The sequence below is a fragment of the Legionella sp. km535 genome, from assembly GCF_003990085.1.
Lineage (GTDB): Bacteria > Pseudomonadota > Gammaproteobacteria > Legionellales > Legionellaceae > Legionella > Legionella moravica.
Window position 1 is genome coordinate 111,923 of the sequence record NZ_RZGU01000008.1, and the last position, 20,753, is coordinate 132,675.

Genomic DNA, 20,753 nt, shown 5'->3' on the forward strand with positions numbered 1-20,753 from the left:
CTTCCTTATATTTTGTGTTAAGATGGCAAATATTATGACAAAAACGAAAATAATAAAATACCTATGGCAAAACAAGACTCGGGAAAACAGGCTGGAGCCCCTAAAAAATCCATGCCAAATTATATTGTAAAACGCTTGAGTGAAGGCGGTTTTATACTTATTTTATCCATCGCACTTTTTGTACTTTTATCGCTATTTACTTATAAAGTGAGTGATCCTGGCTGGTCGCATGCTACCCGCCCCGGAGTTGATATAGCCAATGCTGGTGGGCAAGTTGGTGCTTATCTGGCGGATGCCTTGTATTTTGCTTTTGGATACTTTGCATTTTTGTTGCCTATAGCATTTGTTTATGTTGCTTGGGCGTTATTAAAAGATTTTCATGCGTTAAAGTCCTTCGATAAAACAGTTTTGATGATTCGTTCAGCTGGATTTATTCTGATGGTAATGGGGGGATGTGGACTACTAACTCTTCAACCAGAAATCAAAGCAGTGGATTCTATTCATAGCGCTGGAGGAATAATAGGCCAGGCGGTGAGCAACGGTTGGTATCAGATGTTAAATTTTCAGGGCGCCACTCTTGTTTTATTGGCCATGCTTTTAGTGGGAACAACATTGCTAACAGGCTTATCCTGGCTTATCTCGATAGAACTCATTGGCAAGTATTCTCTAGTAGGCATTAATGCCTCGTATAAGGCTCTGAAGCACGTCATAACCTTATTTAAAGGAAGAATGCCCTCCATTACCATTAACTCCAAAGAACGTACTGTGGCGACATCAGAAGCTCCCAGTAAAGAAAAATCAGTACCTCAATTATTTAGGCCGAAAAAGGAAAAAGAACGAGATCGCGAAAAGGCACCTCCGGTTCTCATCCTTCCGGAAGAAGCCAAACCCGAGGTGATAAAAAACGTGCGAGAGCCCAGAGAAATCCGTCCTCCCAAGTTGACTTCATCGGGTACCTTACCTGGGCTAAATTTATTGGATAAAGGTCAACCTGGAAAGCCTATGGGTGGATATACCCATCAGGAACTGGAAAATGTTTCTCGAGATGTGGAACAGCATTTATTGGATTTTGGTATTCAGGCCGATGTGGTAGCCGTTCATCCAGGGCCAGTAGTCACCCGATTTGAATTGCAGCTTGCAGCCGGTGTTAAAGTGAGTAAATTAACCGCTTTGGCCAAGGATTTAGCGCGTTCACTGTCGGTGATTTCTGTCCGTGTAGTGGAAGTTATACCTGGGAAAACTGTGGTTGGCCTTGAGTTACCAAACCACTCGCGTGAAGTGGTTCGTTTATCGGATGTACTGTCTGCTGACGTTTATCAACAAGCACATTCACCCCTTACATTGGCACTGGGCGTGGACATTGCCGGTCACCCTATGATAGTGGATCTGGCGAAAATGCCCCACCTGTTAGTGGCAGGGACTACTGGCTCAGGGAAGTCAGTGGGTATTAATGCGATGATATTGAGCATTCTTTTTAAAGCATCACCTGAGCAAGTTCGTTTGATTATGGTGGATCCCAAGATGCTTGAATTATCCGTCTATGATGGCATCCCTCATTTATTAACCCCTGTTGTTACCGATATGAAAGAAGCCGCAAGCGCATTGCGTTGGTGCGTTGAGGAAATGGAACGAAGGTACAAGCTGATGGCCGCTCTGGGAGTCAGGAATTTGGCTGGTTTTAACACTAAAATTGCAGAAGGAATTGCTCAGGGCGAACCGCTTGTTAATCCATTATGGAAACCCGTAGACTCTATGGACACTACAGCGCCTCAATTACAAGCGCTTCCCTATGTCGTTGTAGTTATCGATGAGCTTGCTGACATGATGATGGTGGTTGGCAAAAAAGTAGAGCAGCTGATTGCACGTATTGCTCAAAAAGCTCGGGCAGCGGGAATACATATGATTCTTGCTACACAACGACCTTCTGTGGATGTATTGACTGGATTGATAAAATCCAATATCCCAACCCGTATTTCATTTCAAGTATCATCAAAAATTGATTCTCGTACTATACTTGACCAACAGGGTGCAGAGCAGTTATTAGGCCATGGTGATATGTTGTATTTGGCTCCTGGAAGCGGTGCTCCCTTGCGTGTGCATGGCGCATTTGTGGATGACAAAGAGGTGCACCGTATCGCTGATGATTGGCGTTCCAGAGGTGAGCCAGATTATATTGAAGACATTTTAAAAATGACCAATGATGGTGAAGGTGGCATGGACGATGAAGGTCAATCAACAGAAGATGATGATCCTTTATATGATCAAGCCGTAGAATTTGTTATTCAAACACGAAAAGCAAGTATTTCTGCGGTACAGAGAAGATTAAAAATTGGATACAATCGTGCAGCACGAATGGTTGAAGAGATGGAGCGAACGGGAATTGTTGGTCCATTGGATGGTGGATACCGGGATGTTCTGGTTTCATCGGTAACTGAGGAATGAACATGAAAAAATTAGCTGTATTGATCCTGGTCTGCTTTTCGGGCAGTTTGTTTAGCCAGACCTCGGGGGAGTTATTGCAAGAGAAGCTTAATTCCATTAAAACCATGAGTGCACATTTTAATCAGATAGTCAAAGCTAAAAAGAAAGAAGTGTCTCGTTCATCGGGTACCATGGCCTTACAGAGACCAGGACGTTTTCGTTGGCAAACCATTGATCCCATGGAGCAACTTGTTGTTGCCGATGGAACAAAAATGTGGGTCTATGATGTGGATTTAGAGCAGGTCACTGTAAAAAAGCAGGAAAAAGGCCTGGGTGGAACTGCTGCTTTATTTTTGAGCGGTTATGATGATACCGTCACCAGAGATTTTGATGTAACTCAAAAAGAAGTGGGTCAGGTCATTACTTTTAATTTGAAATCGAAATCTCCTAAAGAAAATTTCCAACAGATTAAATTGATTTTTACTAATGAACAATTAACCGGACTGGAGTTGTATGACCAGTTAGGGCAGGTGACTACGGTTAAATTAGTCCAAATAAAATCCAATCCCAAGTTACCTGCCAAGTTGTTCCAGTTTAAGCCTCCTAAAGGGGTCGATCTGGTGCAGCAATAAGCACCATTTGGGCATATAGGGTATTTACGAATGAGTTTGTTTAATACGGAGCCTACACCGCCCCTGGCTGAGTTTTTAAGGCCCAAGCATCTGGATGAGGTGATTGGACAAAAGCATTTACTCGGCGAAGGCAAACCCTTGCGATTGAGTTTTATGGGGCAAAAACTTCACTCCATGATACTCTGGGGGCCACCTGGGGTAGGTAAAACAACAATTGCAAGGTTAACAGCGCAGGCTTTTGATTGTGAGTGGATTGCCTTGTCTGCGGTGTTCTCAGGGGTTAAAGAGATCCGAGCTGCAATGGAGCAGGCGCAAGATCATTTAATTCATAATAAGCAGACTATATTGTTTATTGATGAAATACACCGCTTTAATAAAGCGCAACAAGATGCATTGTTACCCTATACTGAATCTGGACTTGTCACTTTTATCGGGGCGACTACAGAGAATCCTTCATTTGAAGTCAATTCAGCGTTGCTGTCCCGTGCACAGGTCTATGTCTTAAAATCATTGACTGATGATGAATTAAACGAGTTGTTTCAACGAGCTTATTCAACTGTTTTGTCTCATCTGCAATTCGACAGCCAGGCACTGGAAGACATTATCGCCTGTTCTGATGGTGATGCGCGAAGGCTGCTTAATTTGCTCGAACAAATTAATACTGCCTGTGCTGCAATGAATGTGACCGCAGTAACCCATGAATTTGTAATGAATGCTTTGGCACCAAACTCCAGGCGCTTTGATAAAGGCGGCGATAATTTTTATGATCAGATTTCAGCATTGCACAAATCCGTTCGTGGTTCTGATCCTGATGCCGCACTCTATTGGTTATGCCGTATGCTTGATGGTGGAGTTGATCCGCATTACCTTTCAAGGAGGATAGTTCGAATGGCCTGGGAGGATATTGGATTAGCTGATCCAAAGGGGATGCAAATTGCCAACGATGCCGCAATGACTTATGAGCGTTTGGGATCTCCCGAAGGGGAGTTGGCTTTGGCTCAGGCGGTTATTTATCTCGCGGTTGCTGCGAAAAGCAATGCAGGATATCTTGCGTTTAATCAGGCCATGTCTTTTGTAAAAAAAGATAAATCCAGAGAGGTTCCTGTTCATTTGCGCAACGCCCCTACCCAATTATTAAGCGAGTTAGGACATGGGCGCGAATATCGTTACGCTCATGATGAACCACACGGTTACGCTGCAGGAGAACACTATTTTCCAGACGGAATTAAAGATCCCCAATGGTATAAGCCTGTACCAAGAGGCTTGGAAATCAAAATCGCTGAAAAGCTGGCATTTTTAAATCAATTGGATGATGAGTCTAAAGGTTAAAGCGCTTTGGTCATTGTTCAGGCCTATTAGGGACAATGTCTTGGTAAATTCATCAATTTTGTTGTATCGATCGTTGCAATCATACGCCAAATACAGTCAAAGAGCTGTTTGTGGGACACGTATCACTGTGTTAAACATGACTTTTCTTGGTCATTGAACAGCGCATATTCATTTTTTTTTTCAACCCATTGATTTTTTAATGAATTTTCATGTATAACAATATGTCTTAAAAATAAAAGGAATTAGAATCATGCAAAAAAGTTGCAAATTAGCTTCAGTTTGTCTTTCATTAGGCATTTCAACCATAGCTGCTGCTGGGACAATGGGGCCTGCTGTTCAGTCAGAATCATGGTATCTTACTGGTGGAGCTGGTGCTTCCTGGTCAAATGATGCCGATATTACTGTTGACTCTACAATATGGGATTTTTCCAATCAAGGTTACTCAGATAATTTAGGTTCTTCTGCGCTGTTATTTTTTGGAGTAGGCCGATACATTACTGATTATCTTCGTGTTGACGCTCGATTTGAACACAGAGGCGATTATGATTATTCAAGATATCAGACCGGTGCAAATACTGGCGTGACTGGATTTACCGGTGATGAACGGACACGAAAATTTAAATTGGACAGTAACAGCGTCATGGTAAATGGTTGGGTTGATCTGGGTACGCTCAATTCAAAATTATTATGGCAAGTGGGAACTTTTTCAGTTCAACCTTTTGTCGGTGCAGGAATTGGTGTTGATTATTTGAATGTCAAAGACTTTAGAACCATAACGGCTCCATTTGGAGTAGGCCGCACAGAAATCGCTTCGGTAAATCAAACAAGTACAGATAGTGAGTTTGCCTGGCGAGTAGGGGCAGGTCTTACCGCTCAATTAACACAACGAACTTCATTGGCTATTGGTTACGACTATTTTGATGGTGGCAATATTCCATTTCCTGACTACATCCTGTCGTCATTATCTGCGCCAAGTGGAAGAACTGGTGTTAACGTGACTCCCTGGAAAGGTTCCTTTACAGCAAATGAGGTTTATGCAGAGTTACGCGTTCTCATCTAATGGCGAGCCTTGCTTGATGTATCATGATCTTCTGATACATCATTTAAGAGCGTTTAAGTCGATTTCATGGTTAGCCCATGAAATCGATGCTTATTGAAATAAAATAGGTTCAAAGGTGAGCTCTTCTGAATAGACTTCTATTGAATTCCTACTCAGTGTCAAAATTATGACTGGCAATCAGGTGCTGATGACCATTCTCGTTTTAATGTACCTGTAAATACCCACATACCTTTTTATAGTTCTCAATCTTTGATTCATTTGATGAAAATCTGATCCCACCTATACTTGCTCGCCCTCCCGATTAACCTTGGGGTATGTATTTAGAAACTGGAGAAGCTTTATCGAGAACAGTTGATCAGTTGTTTTAATTTGATGCCATGTCAAATTTTCTTTGAATCAATGAATTAGCTTGCGTCTTTTTTAAAACCGGAAATTTTTAATTGAGTAATTATATGATTTTAAACATATTTTCATTTTGGCGTGAAATTTGCTAAAGTCATTATTAACTAACTTATTCATTCATCTTTATATGGACTATTGTAATTACCAGACTTGTGCGGTTAAACCTCAGATTGAATTTTCTGAATGGGATATTCTGTCCAGTTTACCTAATGCGCTTGTGATATTAAATGCTCAAGGGCGTGTGGTTTGGTTAAATCCTTGTGCTGAAGCGATGCTTGGTTATGGACTAACAGGCTCCTTATGGCTGGATGTCATTCAACGGGCATTTGTTCCACGAGCTGATGATGGTCATGAAGTGTCTTTGGCGGATGGACGACGAGTACATGTTGCTATTTCATCTCTTGATAGTTTGCCAGGTATCTTAATTACCCTATCGGATATTACTGCGACACGAGATTATGAGAAAGCGAGAGAAAATGAGAAAAGGCTGGTGTCTATAGGAACAATGACCGCCCAGCTGGCTCACCAAATCAGAACCCCTTTGTCATCTGCTATTTTATATACTGAGCATTTAAATAATATTCTCGACCTTGATCCCCGTATAAAAAATTGGATACGCCGCTTACAAGAGTGTCATGGGAGTATCGAACAACAAATTCAAGATTTACTGTTGTTTGCCCGAGGCACATCCATAAAACCAGTCTTGATGGATATGACTTATTGGTGCTCTCAATTAATGCAAAGAGCTCAGCCTTACATAGAGTCTTCTTCGGTATTATTCAAAGTGAACAATCAATTAATAACACGTGAATCATCCATTCACGGAGAGTCATTAATTGGAGCAGTTTTGAATCTGGTAATCAATGCTTTGCAATCAGAAGCTACAGAAATACATTTAACACTTGCATCTATGGATGATTCAGGTATACAAATATCAGTAGAGGATAATGGAAAGGGGATGAGTGACGAGGTAAAAACACAGGCCTTTTCACCGTTCTTTACCACTAAAGCACAAGGAACTGGTTTGGGATTAGCGGTTGTTTTTGCAGTTGTGAAAGCTCATGGAGGTAAAGTGACCTTAGAATCTGTTGAAGGCGAAGGTACACAGGTAAACTTGTATATACCCGGTATGAACAGAGTCGAATGAAACGAGAATAAAGGATATTTATGAGCCATGTTTTAATTGTTGAAGACGATCCGGTTTTAAGAGAAGCTCTTGCTGAGACTATGACTATTTCAGGTCATACCTACATTACAGCCAAGGATGGGAAAGAAGCCTTAACCTTGCTTGACTTGCATAATCCTGCTGTGGTTTTAACAGACATTCGCATGGATAAACTGGACGGTAATCAATTGCTGGCAGAACTTCATAAAAAAAGACCAGGATTACCCGTTATATTAATGACTGCTTATGGATCTGTAGAAGATGCTGTTAATGCAATACGCCACGGTGCCGTGGATTACTTAACAAAACCATTCAGCGCTCAGGTATTAATTGAAAAAATCAATCAATTCATTAAAGTCGAAGTGGATGATAGTGGCGAGCCTATAGCGCAAGATCCAAAAAGTCAGGCTTTACTCACTATGGCTTTAAAGGTCGCACAATCAGATGTTGGCGTGATGATTAGTGGAGAAAGCGGAACAGGTAAAGAAGTATTGGCTCACTTTATACACGATCATTCTCCACGAAAAAAACAGCCCTTTATTGCGATTAATTGCGCGGCAATTCCAGAACAAATGCTTGAAGCAACCTTGTTTGGTTATGAAAAAGGTTCATTCACCGGGGCCTATAAATCGACTCCCGGGAAATTTGAACAGGCTCAAGGAGGCACTTTACTACTGGATGAAGTGAGTGAAATGTCTTTAAGTTTACAAGCGAAATTATTAAGAGTATTACAAGAGAAAGAGGTAGAGCGTATCGGCTCAAATAAAATGATCAGTCTGGATGTTCGAATTCTTGCTACCACCAACAGACAGTTAAAGGATGAGGTGCAGGCCGGACGTTTTCGAGAAGATTTGTTCTACAGGCTCAACATTTTTCCTCTGCAATGGCACCCATTAAGAGAGAGAAAAAACGACATTATTCCATTGGCTAATTATTTGATTCGAAAACATTGTCAACACAAACAACCTGTAGTTCCGGTGATTAGCCCAACCGCACAAAAACTGATGTTGTCTTATCCCTGGCCGGGTAATGCCAGAGAACTGGATAATGTGATTCAACGAGCTTTGGTACTACAAACTCAGGGAATCATTGAAGGAGAGCATTTACAGCTATCATTAACCTCCACACTGACATCTGAAACAACGGTCACAGCAAGCAGTAAAAATTTACAGATTCATGAATTTGAATTGATTGAAAAAACGTTATTGGAACATGAAGGAAACAGACAACGGGTAGCAGCATTATTAGGTGTGAGTGAACGAACTTTGAGATATAAGCTGGCTAAAATGCGTGAAGAAGGTTATACCGTTTAACTAACAGAACATTCATTACGCTGTTTTTGATGATTGAGTTGATTGCAATGAATGAAGATAAGGGGCAGGGAAGTGAGCGATATAAATACTGTAAATTTATTGAATCAAATTCGAACCATGTCTGCTCAGGCAGAAGGGACTGTCAATCAGGCTGATGCGAACCAGACACCATTCAGTCTGGTGTTTCAAAAGGCATTGAGTCAAGTTAATGAAATGAGTCAAGCCTCAGATGCATTGAAAACACGATTCGAACTGGGTGATCCTAATGTCAGTCTGGGTGAGGTGATGGTTGCCAGCCAAAAATCAAATTTGGGTTTCGAAGCAACTTTGCGGGTTAGAAATAAAGTTGTCCAGGCGTATCAGGACATCATGAATATGCCTGTATAATGCAGGTGATTCGATGAAATCCATGGACTAATTTTTTTAGAATCAGGATAAAATTACAGGAGTTTATAATGGCATTGGCTGATAATGCTTCTACTGCGGCAGCGAAATTTGCAAGCTTATCTATCCCTCGCCAAATTGGTTTGCTGGTCGGTTTGGCTGCAAGCGTCGCTATAGGTTTGGCCGTAGTTTTATGGTCTCGCGATCCGAGTTACATCCCTCTATACAGTCAATTAAATCCTCGAGATACCTCTGAAGTCCTGGCGGTTCTGGAGAGGAGCGGTATTGAGTACAAAATCGATCAAAATAACGGTGTTTTGCTTGTGTCTGCAGATGAATTACAAAGTGCTCGATTAAAACTGGCGGCTGAAGGATTGCCTCGTGATTCCAGCGGTACTGAAGCGATGTTTGCTGGAAATGGAACATTTAACAGCAGTCAATTTATGGAAAATGCTCGTTATAAACAAGCTCTTGAAACAGAGCTGGCGCGAACGATCAGTAAATTTAATGACATTAAATCAGCGCGCGTTCATTTGGCTATTCCCAGAGAGTCTGCATTTGTCAGAGACAGTCAGCAACCTAGCGCTTCAGTATTTATCGATGTTTATTCAGGAGTGGAGCTTAAAAAACACACTATTGCGGCTATAGTCAATCTGGTTGCCTCAAGCATACCCAGTTTAAGTGCAAGCAGAGTCACTGTAGTGGATCAAGATGGTCAGTTACTTAATGAGGGAGCTGGACAGACGTTATTTTCAGACACAGAGCGTTTTCTTGATTATCGACAAACATTGGAACAACAATATTCACAAAAAATTCAGGACATTTTAACTCCGATACTCGGGTATGGGCGAGTACGAGCGAAAGTATCCGCGGATATTGATTTTACCAGTTATGAACAGACTCAGGAGTTGTTTAATCCTGAACAGTCGTCTTTGCGCAGTGAACAAACCATGCAGGAACAACGGAATGCTAGTAATGCTGCCAGTGGTGTTCCAGGTTCTCTCTCTAATGTTCCATCACCAAATCCTGCACTTGGACAAAAAAATGTTCCCCCTAAAACTGGAGCTAACGGCGCTAATGCTGCTAATGGCGCTGCACCCCAGCAAACGACTACGGATCAAAGTCAAGCAAGCGATATTCGAACTCAAAGTACAAAAAACTTTGAATTGGACAAAACAGTGAGTCATACCAAAAATCAGCCAGGTACCATTAAGAGGTTATCGGTTGCAGTTCTGGTTGATAATCGTGCTGTGATGAATGATAAAACTAAAAAAATGGAGAAAAAACCATTAACTCCTCAGGAAATTGAGCAGATCAAGTTACTTGTGTCAGATGCAATAGGTCTTAATGCAAAAAGAGGCGATAGTTTGAATGTGATCAACAGCAGTTTTGTGAAACCTGATCCTATAGAAAGACTGCCCGATGAGCGCTTTTGGCAAAAGGACAGTTTTTGGTCCATAGTGAAGCAAGTAGCGGGTGCATTATTTTTACTTGCTTTGATCTTTGGTGTGTTTAAACCCATGTTAAAGACTTTGGCAAGTAACAAGAGTGAAGAAGAAGCGAGTTTAAAATTAACTGATGAGTCAGGCCAGGATAATCAACTCGGTTTAAACGAAATCAGCGATTATGAGTCTCAATTGAATTTATTACGCCAGGTGGTGGATAAAGAACCTAAGCGCGTTGCTCAGGTTGTTAAAACATGGGTTGACAGAGGTTAGCTATGGACGGAATAGAACGTGCAGCAATTTTGTTACTTAGTATGGGGGAGAAAAATGCCTCTGAAGTACTTAAACATTTAGAGCCGCGACAGGTTCAAAAGGTAGGTATGGCTATCTCCTCTTTGAGTTCGGTCAGTAAAGCTAAAATGCAATCTGTTTTAGTTGATTTCATCAGTGCCATAAGTGATCAGACCAGTTTGACTGTGGACACGGAACATTATTTGCGAACAGTACTTATTGAAGCTTTGGGTTTAGAAAAAGCCACTCCTTTTATCGACAGGATTTTGATCTCTCATAAAGACAGTGGCTTGAATAAATTAAAATGGCTTGACGGCCGGCTGATTGCCGATGTGATACGTAATGAACATCCACAGATTATCGCCACCATATTAATTCATCTTGATTGTGAACAATCAGCTGAAGTGGTCAGCTATTTCAGTGCAGAGAAACGCGCTGAGGTATTATTACGAATGTGTAATATTGACACAGTTAAGCCAGAAGCGATTTCTGAACTGGGTAAAGTTATAGAAAAACAATTGAGTGGTCAAACGGTTGGAAAATCGACTTCAGTGGGTGGAATTAAAACTGTTGCTGATGTGATTAACTTTCTCGATGGCGCTATGGAAGAAGAGGTCCTGGAAAAGATAAAAGATTGGGATGAGGATCTGAGTGATAAAATCCGCGATAAAATGTTTGTTTTTGAAAACCTTGTTGATATGGACGATAGAAGTGTCCAGATTTTATTGCGTGATGTGACCTCAGAGCAACTAAAAGTAGCGCTTAAAGGAACTACTGAAACAACACGGGATAAAATTTTTTCAAACATGTCCAAGCGCGCCGCAGATTTGCTGCGTGATGACATTGAAGTACAAGGCCCTGTTAAAATAAGCGATGTGGAACGTGCGCAAAGAGAGATTCTTGCAATCGCCAGAGGCCTTGCTGAGGACGGCAAGATTTCTCTTGGATCCAAGGGCGGTGACGAACTGATTTAAACATTTCCTCGAGTGAAGATTGGGTTAATCGTGGCGTTTAAGATGATTGAAGCGCCATTTTTAGAGTTCATTAATTGATACCAGATTCGGGTTATGACGCCAGGAAATTAATAAACAAGAAAAAGTCGTTCTTGCGTTTATGACACTGAGTAAATGATTCTGTATTCATCTTAAATTACAAGGTATTTTAGAATATGTCTAAAGAATTTCAGCCTTTTCCTATGGGATCTGACACTAAGGGGTTTAACACCTGGGATTATCAACATGTCAAAGCTGATGAGCCATCAAAACCTGATTTGGAAGCGCAATTAAATGAGCAAATTGCACAATTAAAGCAGGAGGCAATTGAAAAAGGTTTTGCAGAAGGAATGAGACAAGCTCATGAGGAGATCGATTTAAAAAGAGCAGAATTGGTTCAATGGATTGAATGGTTCAAAAATCCAGTTCAGCTGCTTGATGAACAATTAATCCAAGAGGTGATTAACACGTTGATTTGGTTGAGCCAATATTGTATTGGGATTGAACTTACAGTACACCCGGATAAATTTAAAATGCTCTTCAACGAAATAAAAAAGGAGTTGCCATCCTTAAGTGGAGCCACGATTTTGGGGATGCATCCCCAAGATATCGAGTGGGTTAAATCTGAAATTGGTGAGAAAGATGTACCTGGAATTACTGATGCTTTATTTGCAGATCCCGCCTTAAATAGAGGTGATTTTTATCTAAAGGGGCAGCATAGTGAGTTGGATGGCAGATTACACACCCGATTAACCACTTTATTTGCCCAATACATCAATAAGGACCACCTTAACGAGCCCTTTGAACCTCTGAATTCAGGATTGGATAATGGCTCTTTATAAGTCAAAATTATACCAGATCCTTTCGGATATTAGGCAGATCAAACACTCTGGATTAATGCATTGTGGCAGAATCAGTCGCGCTGTAGGTTTAACTCTTGAGGCAAAAGGTTTTAATCAACCGATAGGTGCGCGCTGCCTGGTTACTGTAGATGATTCACGTTCAGTTGAGGCTGAAGTGGTAGGATTTAGCAATGATAGTGTGTATTTAATGTCTATAGACACAATACAGGGACTGGCACCAGGGATGATGATCAGCCCTACAGGGCGGATTGCGCAAGTGGGGGTTGGGTTTCAATTACTTGGACGCATATTAAACGGTTCCGGTTTGCTGATCGATGATGGACCTTCCCTTGATTTAGTCAATTCCTACTCGCTTATTAGCCCAATTATCAATCCTTTAAAACGAGCTCCTGTGGACACGCCTTTGGATGTCGGTGTTCGGGCAATTAATGGATTATTAACGGTAGGTCGTGGACAGCGTATAGGTTTATTTGCAGGAAGTGGAGTCGGAAAGTCTGTTTTATTGGGTATGATGACCCGCTTTACTAATGCGGATGTGGTTGTTGTGGGTTTGATAGGTGAGCGTGGGAGAGAAGTTAAAGAGTTTATAGAATTTAACTTGGGCGAGGAAGGGCTTAAGAGGGCTGTAGTTGTTGCCGCACCTGCGGATGAGAGCGCATTGATGCGGTTGCATGGAGCCATGGTTGCTACAAGTATCGCTGAGTATTTCCGTGATCAGGGAAAGCATGTATTACTGCTTATGGATTCTTTGACTCGATTTGCCCAGGCACAAAGAGAAATTGCCTTATCCATAGGAGAGGCTCCAGCAACCAAGGGTTATCCTCCCTCGGTATTTGCCAAACTTCCCAAATTGGTAGAGCGTGCAGGAAATGGCATGCCAGGAAAAGGTTCAATAACGGCATTTTATACCGTATTAGCTGAAGGGGATGACTTGCAGGATCCCATCGCTGATGCCGCAAGAGCCATTCTGGATGGGCATATTGTTTTAAGCCGATCGCTAGCTGAAGAGGGTCAGTACCCGGCAATTGATACAGAAGCGTCGATCAGCCGAGTGATGCAATCCATCGTGTCTGATGAACAGATGAAAGACACCTTAATGTTTAAAAAACTGATATCAATTTATGAAAAAAATAAAGATTTGATATTACTTGGCGCATATGCAAAGGGGAGTGATCCTTTGCTGGATAAAGCTGTTTTGGTTATAGATAGATTTAAAGAGTATATAACCCAGGGTATAAATGATCGGGTAACGTATAAGGACAGTGTGTCACAGCTTTCACAATTGATTTCAACTTCTATCGGAGCTAGTTAATGAGTCAGCGCCTGGATCGTTTAAATCAGTTACTCCATTTAAAAAATGAAGAAACCAATCACGCTTTAATAGAGCTGAGAAAATCAAAAGAGCAATTTAACCAAAATAAATTACGCCATGAGCAGCTCGTCGTATATCGTCAAGATTATTTACATCAACTGGAACAAATAGGTCATGAGGGCAGTACCGTAGGAAGATTAAGAAATCGTATTGATTTTATTAGTCATTTAGATACTGCTTTAATACAATTGAATTCTCATTTGGCTCAATTGGCTAAAACCAGAAGTAAACTGGAGATGAATTATAAACTCGCAAAAGCAGCAGAAGAGGGTGTAGCCAAACTCATTGAACGGGTTAAAAAAGAGGAACAAATTAAATTAGAACGGCGCGATCAAAAAGAAAGTGATGAGTATGCGCAAAAGCAATGGTATAGTAAAAAAACTTATGACGAATCAAACCCTTTCGGTGAATAGTATAATAAAGAAAATTTGGATAGCTTTGGCTATCTTGATTATATTAGCGGCTGTTTTCTCAAGCATATTCCGCTCATTAACTCCTTGGGCGAAACAATACAAAGGTGAAGTAGAGCAGCACTTGAGTCTTCTTTTAGGCCAACCTGTTACTGTTCAAACGATGGAAACAGGATGGTATTGGTTTCAACCGGTGCTTAAGTTAAAGCAAGTCAGCATTGATGGCGATAAAAAGAACCCATTACATTTACAGCAACTGCTGGTCGGGATTAACTTATTTAAATCACTTTGGTATTGGCGTATCCAGCCGGGCGTTCTTTATATTGATGATATTCATCTTAAATTTCGTGAGAAAGCGGGACATTGGAGCATAGATGGCATTTCTCCAGCCTCGATTAAAGATAATGAGTTTACCCCGGAACAGACAAAGCTCGTGTTAGGTTGGCTTTCCCAACAAGAACGATTAATCATTAAGCATGTTTCAGCTCATTTTTATTTTAGTGATGGTGGATTAATTCCAGTTAGCGGACTCAATGTTTCCATTGTGAATCGAGGTGGCCGTTATAAAATTCGCGGTGAGGCGCGATTGGAGCAGACCAACAGTACTGAATTTCAACTGCTCGGGGATGTACGTTTTGATCTGAATCATTTTGAGAATACTCAAGGACAAATCTATTTTGCTGCAAAACACATTGTTCCAGCTCAATGGCAACATGTTTTTCCAAATACCACAGAGCAATTGGAAGGGGGCAAAGGTGACTTGGCTGTTTGGCTCGATCTCGATAAGGGTACGGTTACATCAGTTCAAGCTCATGTGAAATTAAAACGGTTAGCCTGGCGTTTAACCAATAAAAAAACAAGTGAGTTAATTCAATCCTTTTATGCCAATCTCGCATGGAAACCAAAGGCTAATGGCTGGGAATTTCAGGCCGATCACATTAAATTGCGTGCTGCTGGCATCAGTTGGCCAGAGAATCAATTATTAATTCATTACAACAAGCCAGACAATCAATACCAGATCTTTGTTAAATCCATTATTGTTGAATCCTTGTTAACCGATGCAATTAACTGGCCTTCTTCCATAACCGAGTTATTACAGGCCAAGCCGCATGGTGTTTTAACTGATACTCAATTGTTTATAAAAGATAAAGAAGTCAATTATATTCTTACCCGATTTGAGCATGTAGGCTGGAATGCAATTAAAACGGTTCCTGCAATAGAAAATCTTTCGGGTGCGCTAAACTGGCAGCCGCAGGAAGGGCGGCTTGAGCTGGATTCAGAGAAGGTATCGGTCAAAGTAAAAGATTATCCTCTTCAGCAATTGGATCTTTTTAATGGAGCAGTTGATTGGAAAGAACTGGGTAATGGATTCAAGGTAAGCATTGAGCGATTAATAATGAGTAAACCTGATTTGACCATCAGTGCGCAGGGCGTGATTGATCAGGTAACCCGAAATTCTGTTGGACACGTACGTCTCGATGCTGATTTTTCTGGAAAAAATTTGCAACAATGGACTGCTTTTCTGCCTAAAGAATATTTGAAACCAAAATTGTATTTGTGGCTGACCACCGACATCAAACGAATAGCCAACGCAACGGGAACCATTCGCTTTAATGGTTTTCTTAATGACTTTCCCTTTGACAACAATAATGGAGAATTTTCCATAGTCAGTCATGGCAGCGGGGGCGAATTGTTTATTACTTCCAAGTGGAAGTTAATAACAGATCTGGAGGGTTATATTCGTTTAAAAAATCGCAATCTTGAGATTGATTTGGTGCATGGTGACTTTCAGGGAGTTCCTGTGAATCAAATGCATTTACGAATTGATGATATAGGCAAGGATAAAGAAACGCTGTTAATACATGGCATAATCCATGGCAAAGCGCAAAAAATGTTGAACTTTGTTTTGGCCTCTCCATTAGAACAAAAACTGGCTGCGTTAAAGCGGCTGGCCGTTGCTGGTTTAGTATTATTAAATTTGCGACTTGAACTGCCATTATACCCCGAGAATGATGACAACCTTGTCAGGGGAGATCTGGCTTTTGAAAACAACACTATTGCAGTAAAACATCAAATGGGGGCAATTAAGGTTGAGGATGTGCGTGGTGATTTATCATTCGATGAAGAAGGGGTGACTCATAGTGCTTTGGAGGCAAATGCCTTTGGTTTTCCTTTAAACATCAAAATTAAATCGGTTAAAAAACCAGAACCAGAAACCTCTGTTCTTGTTGATGGTGAGTGTACCGTCGACTCTTTAAAAAAACAGTTTGATATTCCCTTATTATCCGTGCTTAAGGGGATGTTTTCTGTCAAGGCAACCATTAAGTTGACTGATGATCCTAATGATATGGACAGTGTTGTGCTTCAATCCAATCTTAAGGGGTTGGCGGTAAATCTGCCCTCGCCGATGGGTAAACCTTTTGATACTCAAGTTCCTTTGGTAGTGAAACTGGATTTTAACCCTAAAAAAGCAATACGATTACGATCGAACTACAATGGTCGTTTAAGTTCTGATGTTTTGATGCAAGTCAATAAAGGGGGGCTTGTATTTAAGTCAGGACAAATTCGATTGGGAAGTTCGGAAGCTATTTATCAAGAGAAGCCTGGCCTGTCTGTAGTGGGTACTTTAGATGGCTTTGATTTATATGAATGGAAAAAAGTATACGATTCATTTGCAACGGAACAAACGGGCTCATCTTTATTAGCACAACTTCGAATCATTAATGTTACCTTGGGCAAGTTAAGCTTCCTCAATCAGCATTTTGATAACATGGCGGTGAAAGCTAAAATCCTTCCTGATGGCGGTTGGGCGTTTAATCTGAATCAGAAGAACATAGCAGGTGATTTGACTTATCGAACAGCAACACATTCTTTGAGTGGTTTTATTAAATATTTGCATTTAACTTCGTTTGAAAAAAACGGCAAATATTCCGAGCGAACAGTAAGGTCGAGTCCAGATCAAATCCCTAACCTCAATTTACGCATTGACAACTTCTCGCTAGGGAGCAAGCAGATAGGTAATATGACTCTGAAAAGTCAATCTTCACCCGAACGCTGGTTAATTGATTATTGCAGAATTGATTCACCATTTTATCAGGCTAATATTAATGGGGAATGGACACAAAAAGGAAAGATCAATCAATCAAAGATGCAGGTGAAACTGCATTTAAATGATTTGGCTAAAAGTCTGGAATTATGGCAAATTACTCCGGCAGTTGATGCAGGCAAAGGCGATATGGAGTTTAATGGCGGTTGGAAGGGGACTTTGTATGATTTTTCTCTGGCTTCATTAAATGGAACCATGTACCTTCAGCTTAAAAATGGTCGAATAACTCATTTGAGTCCTGAAACAGAGGAAAAGCTGGGATTAGGGAAATTATTAAGCATTTTGAGTTTACAAACGATACCTAGACGTTTGAAACTCGATTTTAGCGATTTGTCTCATCAAGGGTACAGTTTTGATGTATTTAAAGGGAATTTCACTGTAAAAAATGGCATTATGAATACACAGGACAGTTATATTGATGGTCCTGTGGCATACGCCAGCATGAAAGGTGATCTTGATTTGGTGCGTCGAATGTATGATTTGAATTTGAGTATTTCGCCTCACATTACAGCCAGCTTGCCCATAGTTGCTACGATTGCTGGTGGTCCAATTGCAGGACTCGCAGCCTGGGTTGCGAACAAGATTATTAACCAAAGCATGCAAAAAATTACGGGTTATAGTTACAAGGTGTCTGGACCATGGAATCAACCTATAGTCCAGCAATTGAGCATCGAAAAGAAAATTATCAAAAAATGATTAAATTATGCTGGCATCATTATTTTTAGTTTATTGGAAACTGGTGATATTTCAGGAAACCCCTGATAATACTCCCTATTCTCATTTTTTAATGGGAATCAGTATTTTATTCTTAACTTTGGTTATGACCATACAATGGAACTTTTCTGAACTTGAGTTTTCTGATGACTTGTTAATTACTACTTTGATTGCCCTTAGTTTGGTTTTTTCCTTTGTAGTCTATACCTTTGCTATTCTCTATTTAAGAGGCTTGGGCTCTCGATGGGTGCAGACAGTGACTTGCTTATGTACCTCCCATGCGATTATTCATCTCTTGGCCAGTCCTTTATTTTTAGTCGATTCTTATCTCGCAAATGCTCATTTTAAAAATCCACTTGTTTTATTTATTGCTGTGATATATTTATTCGTGACTTTGGGTTTGTCTGTTTGGCAATTTGTACTTACTGCCTACATCTATAAATCAGCAATGAGCAGTACCACGGTTCAATCAGTTTTGGCTGCGTTTGGTTTAATTGCAGTTAATGTATTAACGGTTACTTTTTGGCGATGAGATTATGACACATTTACATGTATTAGGTTTAAGTGGAACGTTCATGAGTGCTTTAGCTTTGCTTGCGAGAGATGCTGGATTTAAAGTGACCGGGAGCGACGCCAATTGTTATCCACCGGTAAGTGATTTGCTTGCGGCCAAAGGCATTACCTGGACTGAAGGTTATGAGGACAGTACACAGGCTTTACAAGCTGATTTGGTCGTAGTTGGAAACGCCATCAAGCGTGGAATGCCTGTTTTGGAAGCAGTTATAGAAGCAGGTAAAAATTATACTTCAGGTCCACAATGGCTTGCAGAGAATATTTTATCACGATATCAGGTCATTGCGGTTGCTGGTACCCATGGAAAAACAACCACTACCTCGATGATTGCCTGGATACTTGATAAGGCGGGATTGAATCCTGGTTTTTTAATTGGGGGGGTTGCTACCGATTTTAATACCAGCGCATGCTTGGGCAAAGGATCATGGTTTGTCATTGAGGCAGATGAATATGATTCTGCTTTTTTTGATAAGCGCCCTAAATTTATGCATTACCGACCAAGAATTGCAGTTTTAAACAATCTCGAATTTGATCATGCTGACATTTACCCCGATCTGGCAGCCATTCAACAACAATTCCATTTTTTAATGAGAACAATACCTACCAGTGGCGTCGCCATAAAACCACGAGATGACAAAGCATTGAATGAGGTTTTGGCTCGCGGCAAGTACTCTCGAGTAGAGGAGTTATCATTGACGGGTAATGCAGACTGGTCAGCGGAACTATTGGATGAAAGTGGATCTGCATTTAAAGTCCTTCATTCAGGTGAGGTAGTCGCAGAGATCCATTGGAAGTTGATTGGCCGTTTCAATATAGAGAATGCTTTGGCTGCAATTGCCGCCAGTGCCAATGCCGGTGTAAAACCTGAAGTTGCCGCACGAGCACTGGAGAGTTTTACTCCGGTTAAAAGGCGTTTGGAGGTTAAATCAAACCGTCACGGTATTACCGTGTACGATGATTTTGCCCATCATCCCACGGCGATTACTAAAACAATTGATGCGTTAACCCGCAGTAAAAGGCACCAGCGTATTTTTGCTGTCATGGAGTTTGCCTCTTATACCATGCGCACAGGTGTTCATGCCGGTGAAATGGCGCATGCTCTGGCACCTGTCGATGGTGCCTTCGTATTGGAACCTCATGATTTTGATTTGAATGAAACAGTGGCTGATTGGACCTGCCCTTATAAAATTTGTAAAAATAACGACGAGATAGTGAAGGAAATTACAGGTATTGTGAGGGAAGGAGATGCTGTTTTAGTAATGAGTAACAGGGGATTTAATGGCATTCACCAACAATTGGTAACGTCTATTGATCAACGTTATCTTTAAGGGCTGTTGATAGTTCATGTTTTGATGTCCCGTGACTTGTTCTCGGGATCCAATTAATTATTATGGGCGCAATACATTCTTGTTTTGCGCAAGATCTATCGATTCCGCGAACAAGTCGCGGAAAGTAGGCTTGAATATATTGAAATGTCAACAGTCCTTAGGTTCTGTGAACGAATTTTTAATATATTGCAAATAAGTCGTCATTGCGAACAAAGTGAAGCAATCCATTACAGCGTGTTAACGAAGATTCGATGTGGATTGCTTCGCTAACGCTCGCAACGACGGTTTTTTATGCAATAATTAAATTTTGTTCACGGAACCTAATGGATTCTTGCTTTATTTTTTCGTTATCAGATGAACGTCTTTAATACTGCTTGTGATGGCAAAGTTATCATATTGATTGGGGAATAATAGAATAAAGGTAACTACACACGTCATCCCGAACGCAGTGAGGGATCTCCTGTCGGGTGGCACAATTTTAAATAATCAATTGATACAAGTCGCCCCGCTCTTGGTTCAATGCATTAATCAAATCAAGCTTCTTTTTTCGTAACCAACTTTTAATTTATTTCTCTCGTTCAATAGCCACAACGATACTTCCACATCAAACCTACCCGTATTTTCTACGGTAATGTCACTCTCAAAATTGTAATAAAATAAACCCAAAAGTAGATTTGATGCGATGAATGATGAAAATGAATACCATTTTTTATCAAAATCCAGGAAATAACGAATAATAAAACCAAAGAGATAGTTTGTGAATAAACAATAACCCATGCGGCATTATCGTATTGAAATAATTAAAATAAACGTGATCGATTATTTTAATTCGTTAAAAAATTTGAAAAATTGACGTGATTTCCTGCAAGTAAAATGGTGATTATGTTGATTTTGATAACTCAGATAGTAACTAAAAACCTAACTGATGGTCGCTTAACTTCTTGAGCATTATT

General features: G+C 40.7%; 15 protein-coding genes. All 15 read left to right on the forward strand.

From position 1 onward, the window contains the following. Positions 1-63: 63 nt before the first annotated feature. The 15 genes from ELY21_RS06655 (at position 64) to mpl (ending at position 19,800) form a co-directional block, all read left to right on the forward strand. Complete coding sequence (locus ELY21_RS06655) at positions 64-2,442, forward strand: DNA translocase FtsK (protein ID WP_127108034.1); 2,379 nt, start codon at positions 64-66, stop codon at positions 2,440-2,442. Positions 2,443-2,444: 2 nt separating this feature from the next. Further along, complete coding sequence (gene lolA, locus ELY21_RS06660; RefSeq protein ID WP_028382976.1) at positions 2,445-3,053, forward strand: outer membrane lipoprotein chaperone LolA; 609 nt, start codon at positions 2,445-2,447, stop codon at positions 3,051-3,053. Between the two features lie 30 nt (positions 3,054-3,083). Then, the gene (locus tag ELY21_RS06665) at positions 3,084-4,382 is read left to right on the forward strand and encodes a replication-associated recombination protein A (protein WP_127108036.1); all 1,299 of its coding nucleotides are present in this window, start codon (positions 3,084-3,086) and stop codon (positions 4,380-4,382) included. Positions 4,383-4,632: 250 nt separating this feature from the next. After that, complete coding sequence (locus ELY21_RS06670; protein WP_127108038.1) at positions 4,633-5,442, forward strand: outer membrane protein; 810 nt, start codon at positions 4,633-4,635, stop codon at positions 5,440-5,442. A gap of 529 nt (positions 5,443-5,971) precedes the next feature. Further along, positions 5,972-6,991, forward strand: coding sequence for a PAS domain-containing sensor histidine kinase (locus ELY21_RS06675; protein WP_127108040.1), 1,020 nt, complete (start codon positions 5,972-5,974; stop codon positions 6,989-6,991). A gap of 20 nt (positions 6,992-7,011) precedes the next feature. Continuing rightward, the gene (locus tag ELY21_RS06680) at positions 7,012-8,322 is read left to right on the forward strand and encodes a sigma-54 dependent transcriptional regulator (protein WP_127108042.1); all 1,311 of its coding nucleotides are present in this window, start codon (positions 7,012-7,014) and stop codon (positions 8,320-8,322) included. Between the two features lie 72 nt (positions 8,323-8,394). Beyond that, positions 8,395-8,709 carry a flagellar hook-basal body complex protein FliE gene (fliE, locus tag ELY21_RS06685; protein WP_028382971.1) on the forward strand — a complete coding sequence of 105 codons (315 nt, stop codon included), beginning with the start codon at positions 8,395-8,397 and terminating at the stop codon, positions 8,707-8,709. A gap of 68 nt (positions 8,710-8,777) precedes the next feature. Further along, complete coding sequence (gene fliF / locus ELY21_RS06690) at positions 8,778-10,424, forward strand: flagellar basal-body MS-ring/collar protein FliF (RefSeq protein ID WP_127108044.1); 1,647 nt, start codon at positions 8,778-8,780, stop codon at positions 10,422-10,424. A 2-nt stretch (positions 10,425-10,426) separates the two neighbouring features. Continuing rightward, the gene (gene fliG / locus ELY21_RS06695) at positions 10,427-11,416 is read left to right on the forward strand and encodes a flagellar motor switch protein FliG (protein WP_028382969.1); all 990 of its coding nucleotides are present in this window, start codon (positions 10,427-10,429) and stop codon (positions 11,414-11,416) included. 194 nt (positions 11,417-11,610) lie between these two features. Beyond that, a complete protein-coding gene (locus ELY21_RS06700) occupies positions 11,611-12,276 on the forward strand; it encodes a FliH/SctL family protein (protein WP_127108046.1) in 666 nt (221 codons plus the stop codon). Continuing rightward, positions 12,263-13,609 carry a flagellar protein export ATPase FliI gene (gene fliI, locus ELY21_RS06705; protein WP_199741660.1) on the forward strand — a complete coding sequence of 449 codons (1,347 nt, stop codon included), beginning with the start codon at positions 12,263-12,265 and terminating at the stop codon, positions 13,607-13,609. Before ELY21_RS06700 ends, fliI begins: the two co-directional genes overlap by 14 nt. Next, entirely contained in the window at positions 13,609-14,082 is a 474-nt protein-coding gene (gene fliJ / locus ELY21_RS06710; RefSeq protein WP_127108050.1) for a flagellar export protein FliJ, read from the forward strand. The genes fliI and fliJ overlap by 1 nt, the downstream gene beginning before the upstream one ends. Further along, entirely contained in the window at positions 14,054-17,881 is a 3,828-nt protein-coding gene (locus tag ELY21_RS06715) for a YhdP family protein (RefSeq protein WP_127108052.1), read from the forward strand. Before fliJ ends, ELY21_RS06715 begins: the two co-directional genes overlap by 29 nt. 7 nt (positions 17,882-17,888) lie before the next feature. Beyond that, on the forward strand, positions 17,889-18,431 hold the full coding sequence (locus tag ELY21_RS06720; protein WP_127108055.1) for a hypothetical protein: 543 nt from the start codon (positions 17,889-17,891) through the stop codon (positions 18,429-18,431). Between the two features lies 1 nt (position 18,432). Continuing rightward, complete coding sequence (gene mpl, locus ELY21_RS06725; protein ID WP_127108057.1) at positions 18,433-19,800, forward strand: UDP-N-acetylmuramate:L-alanyl-gamma-D-glutamyl-meso-diaminopimelate ligase; 1,368 nt, start codon at positions 18,433-18,435, stop codon at positions 19,798-19,800. The last annotated feature ends 953 nt before the right edge of the window (positions 19,801-20,753 follow it).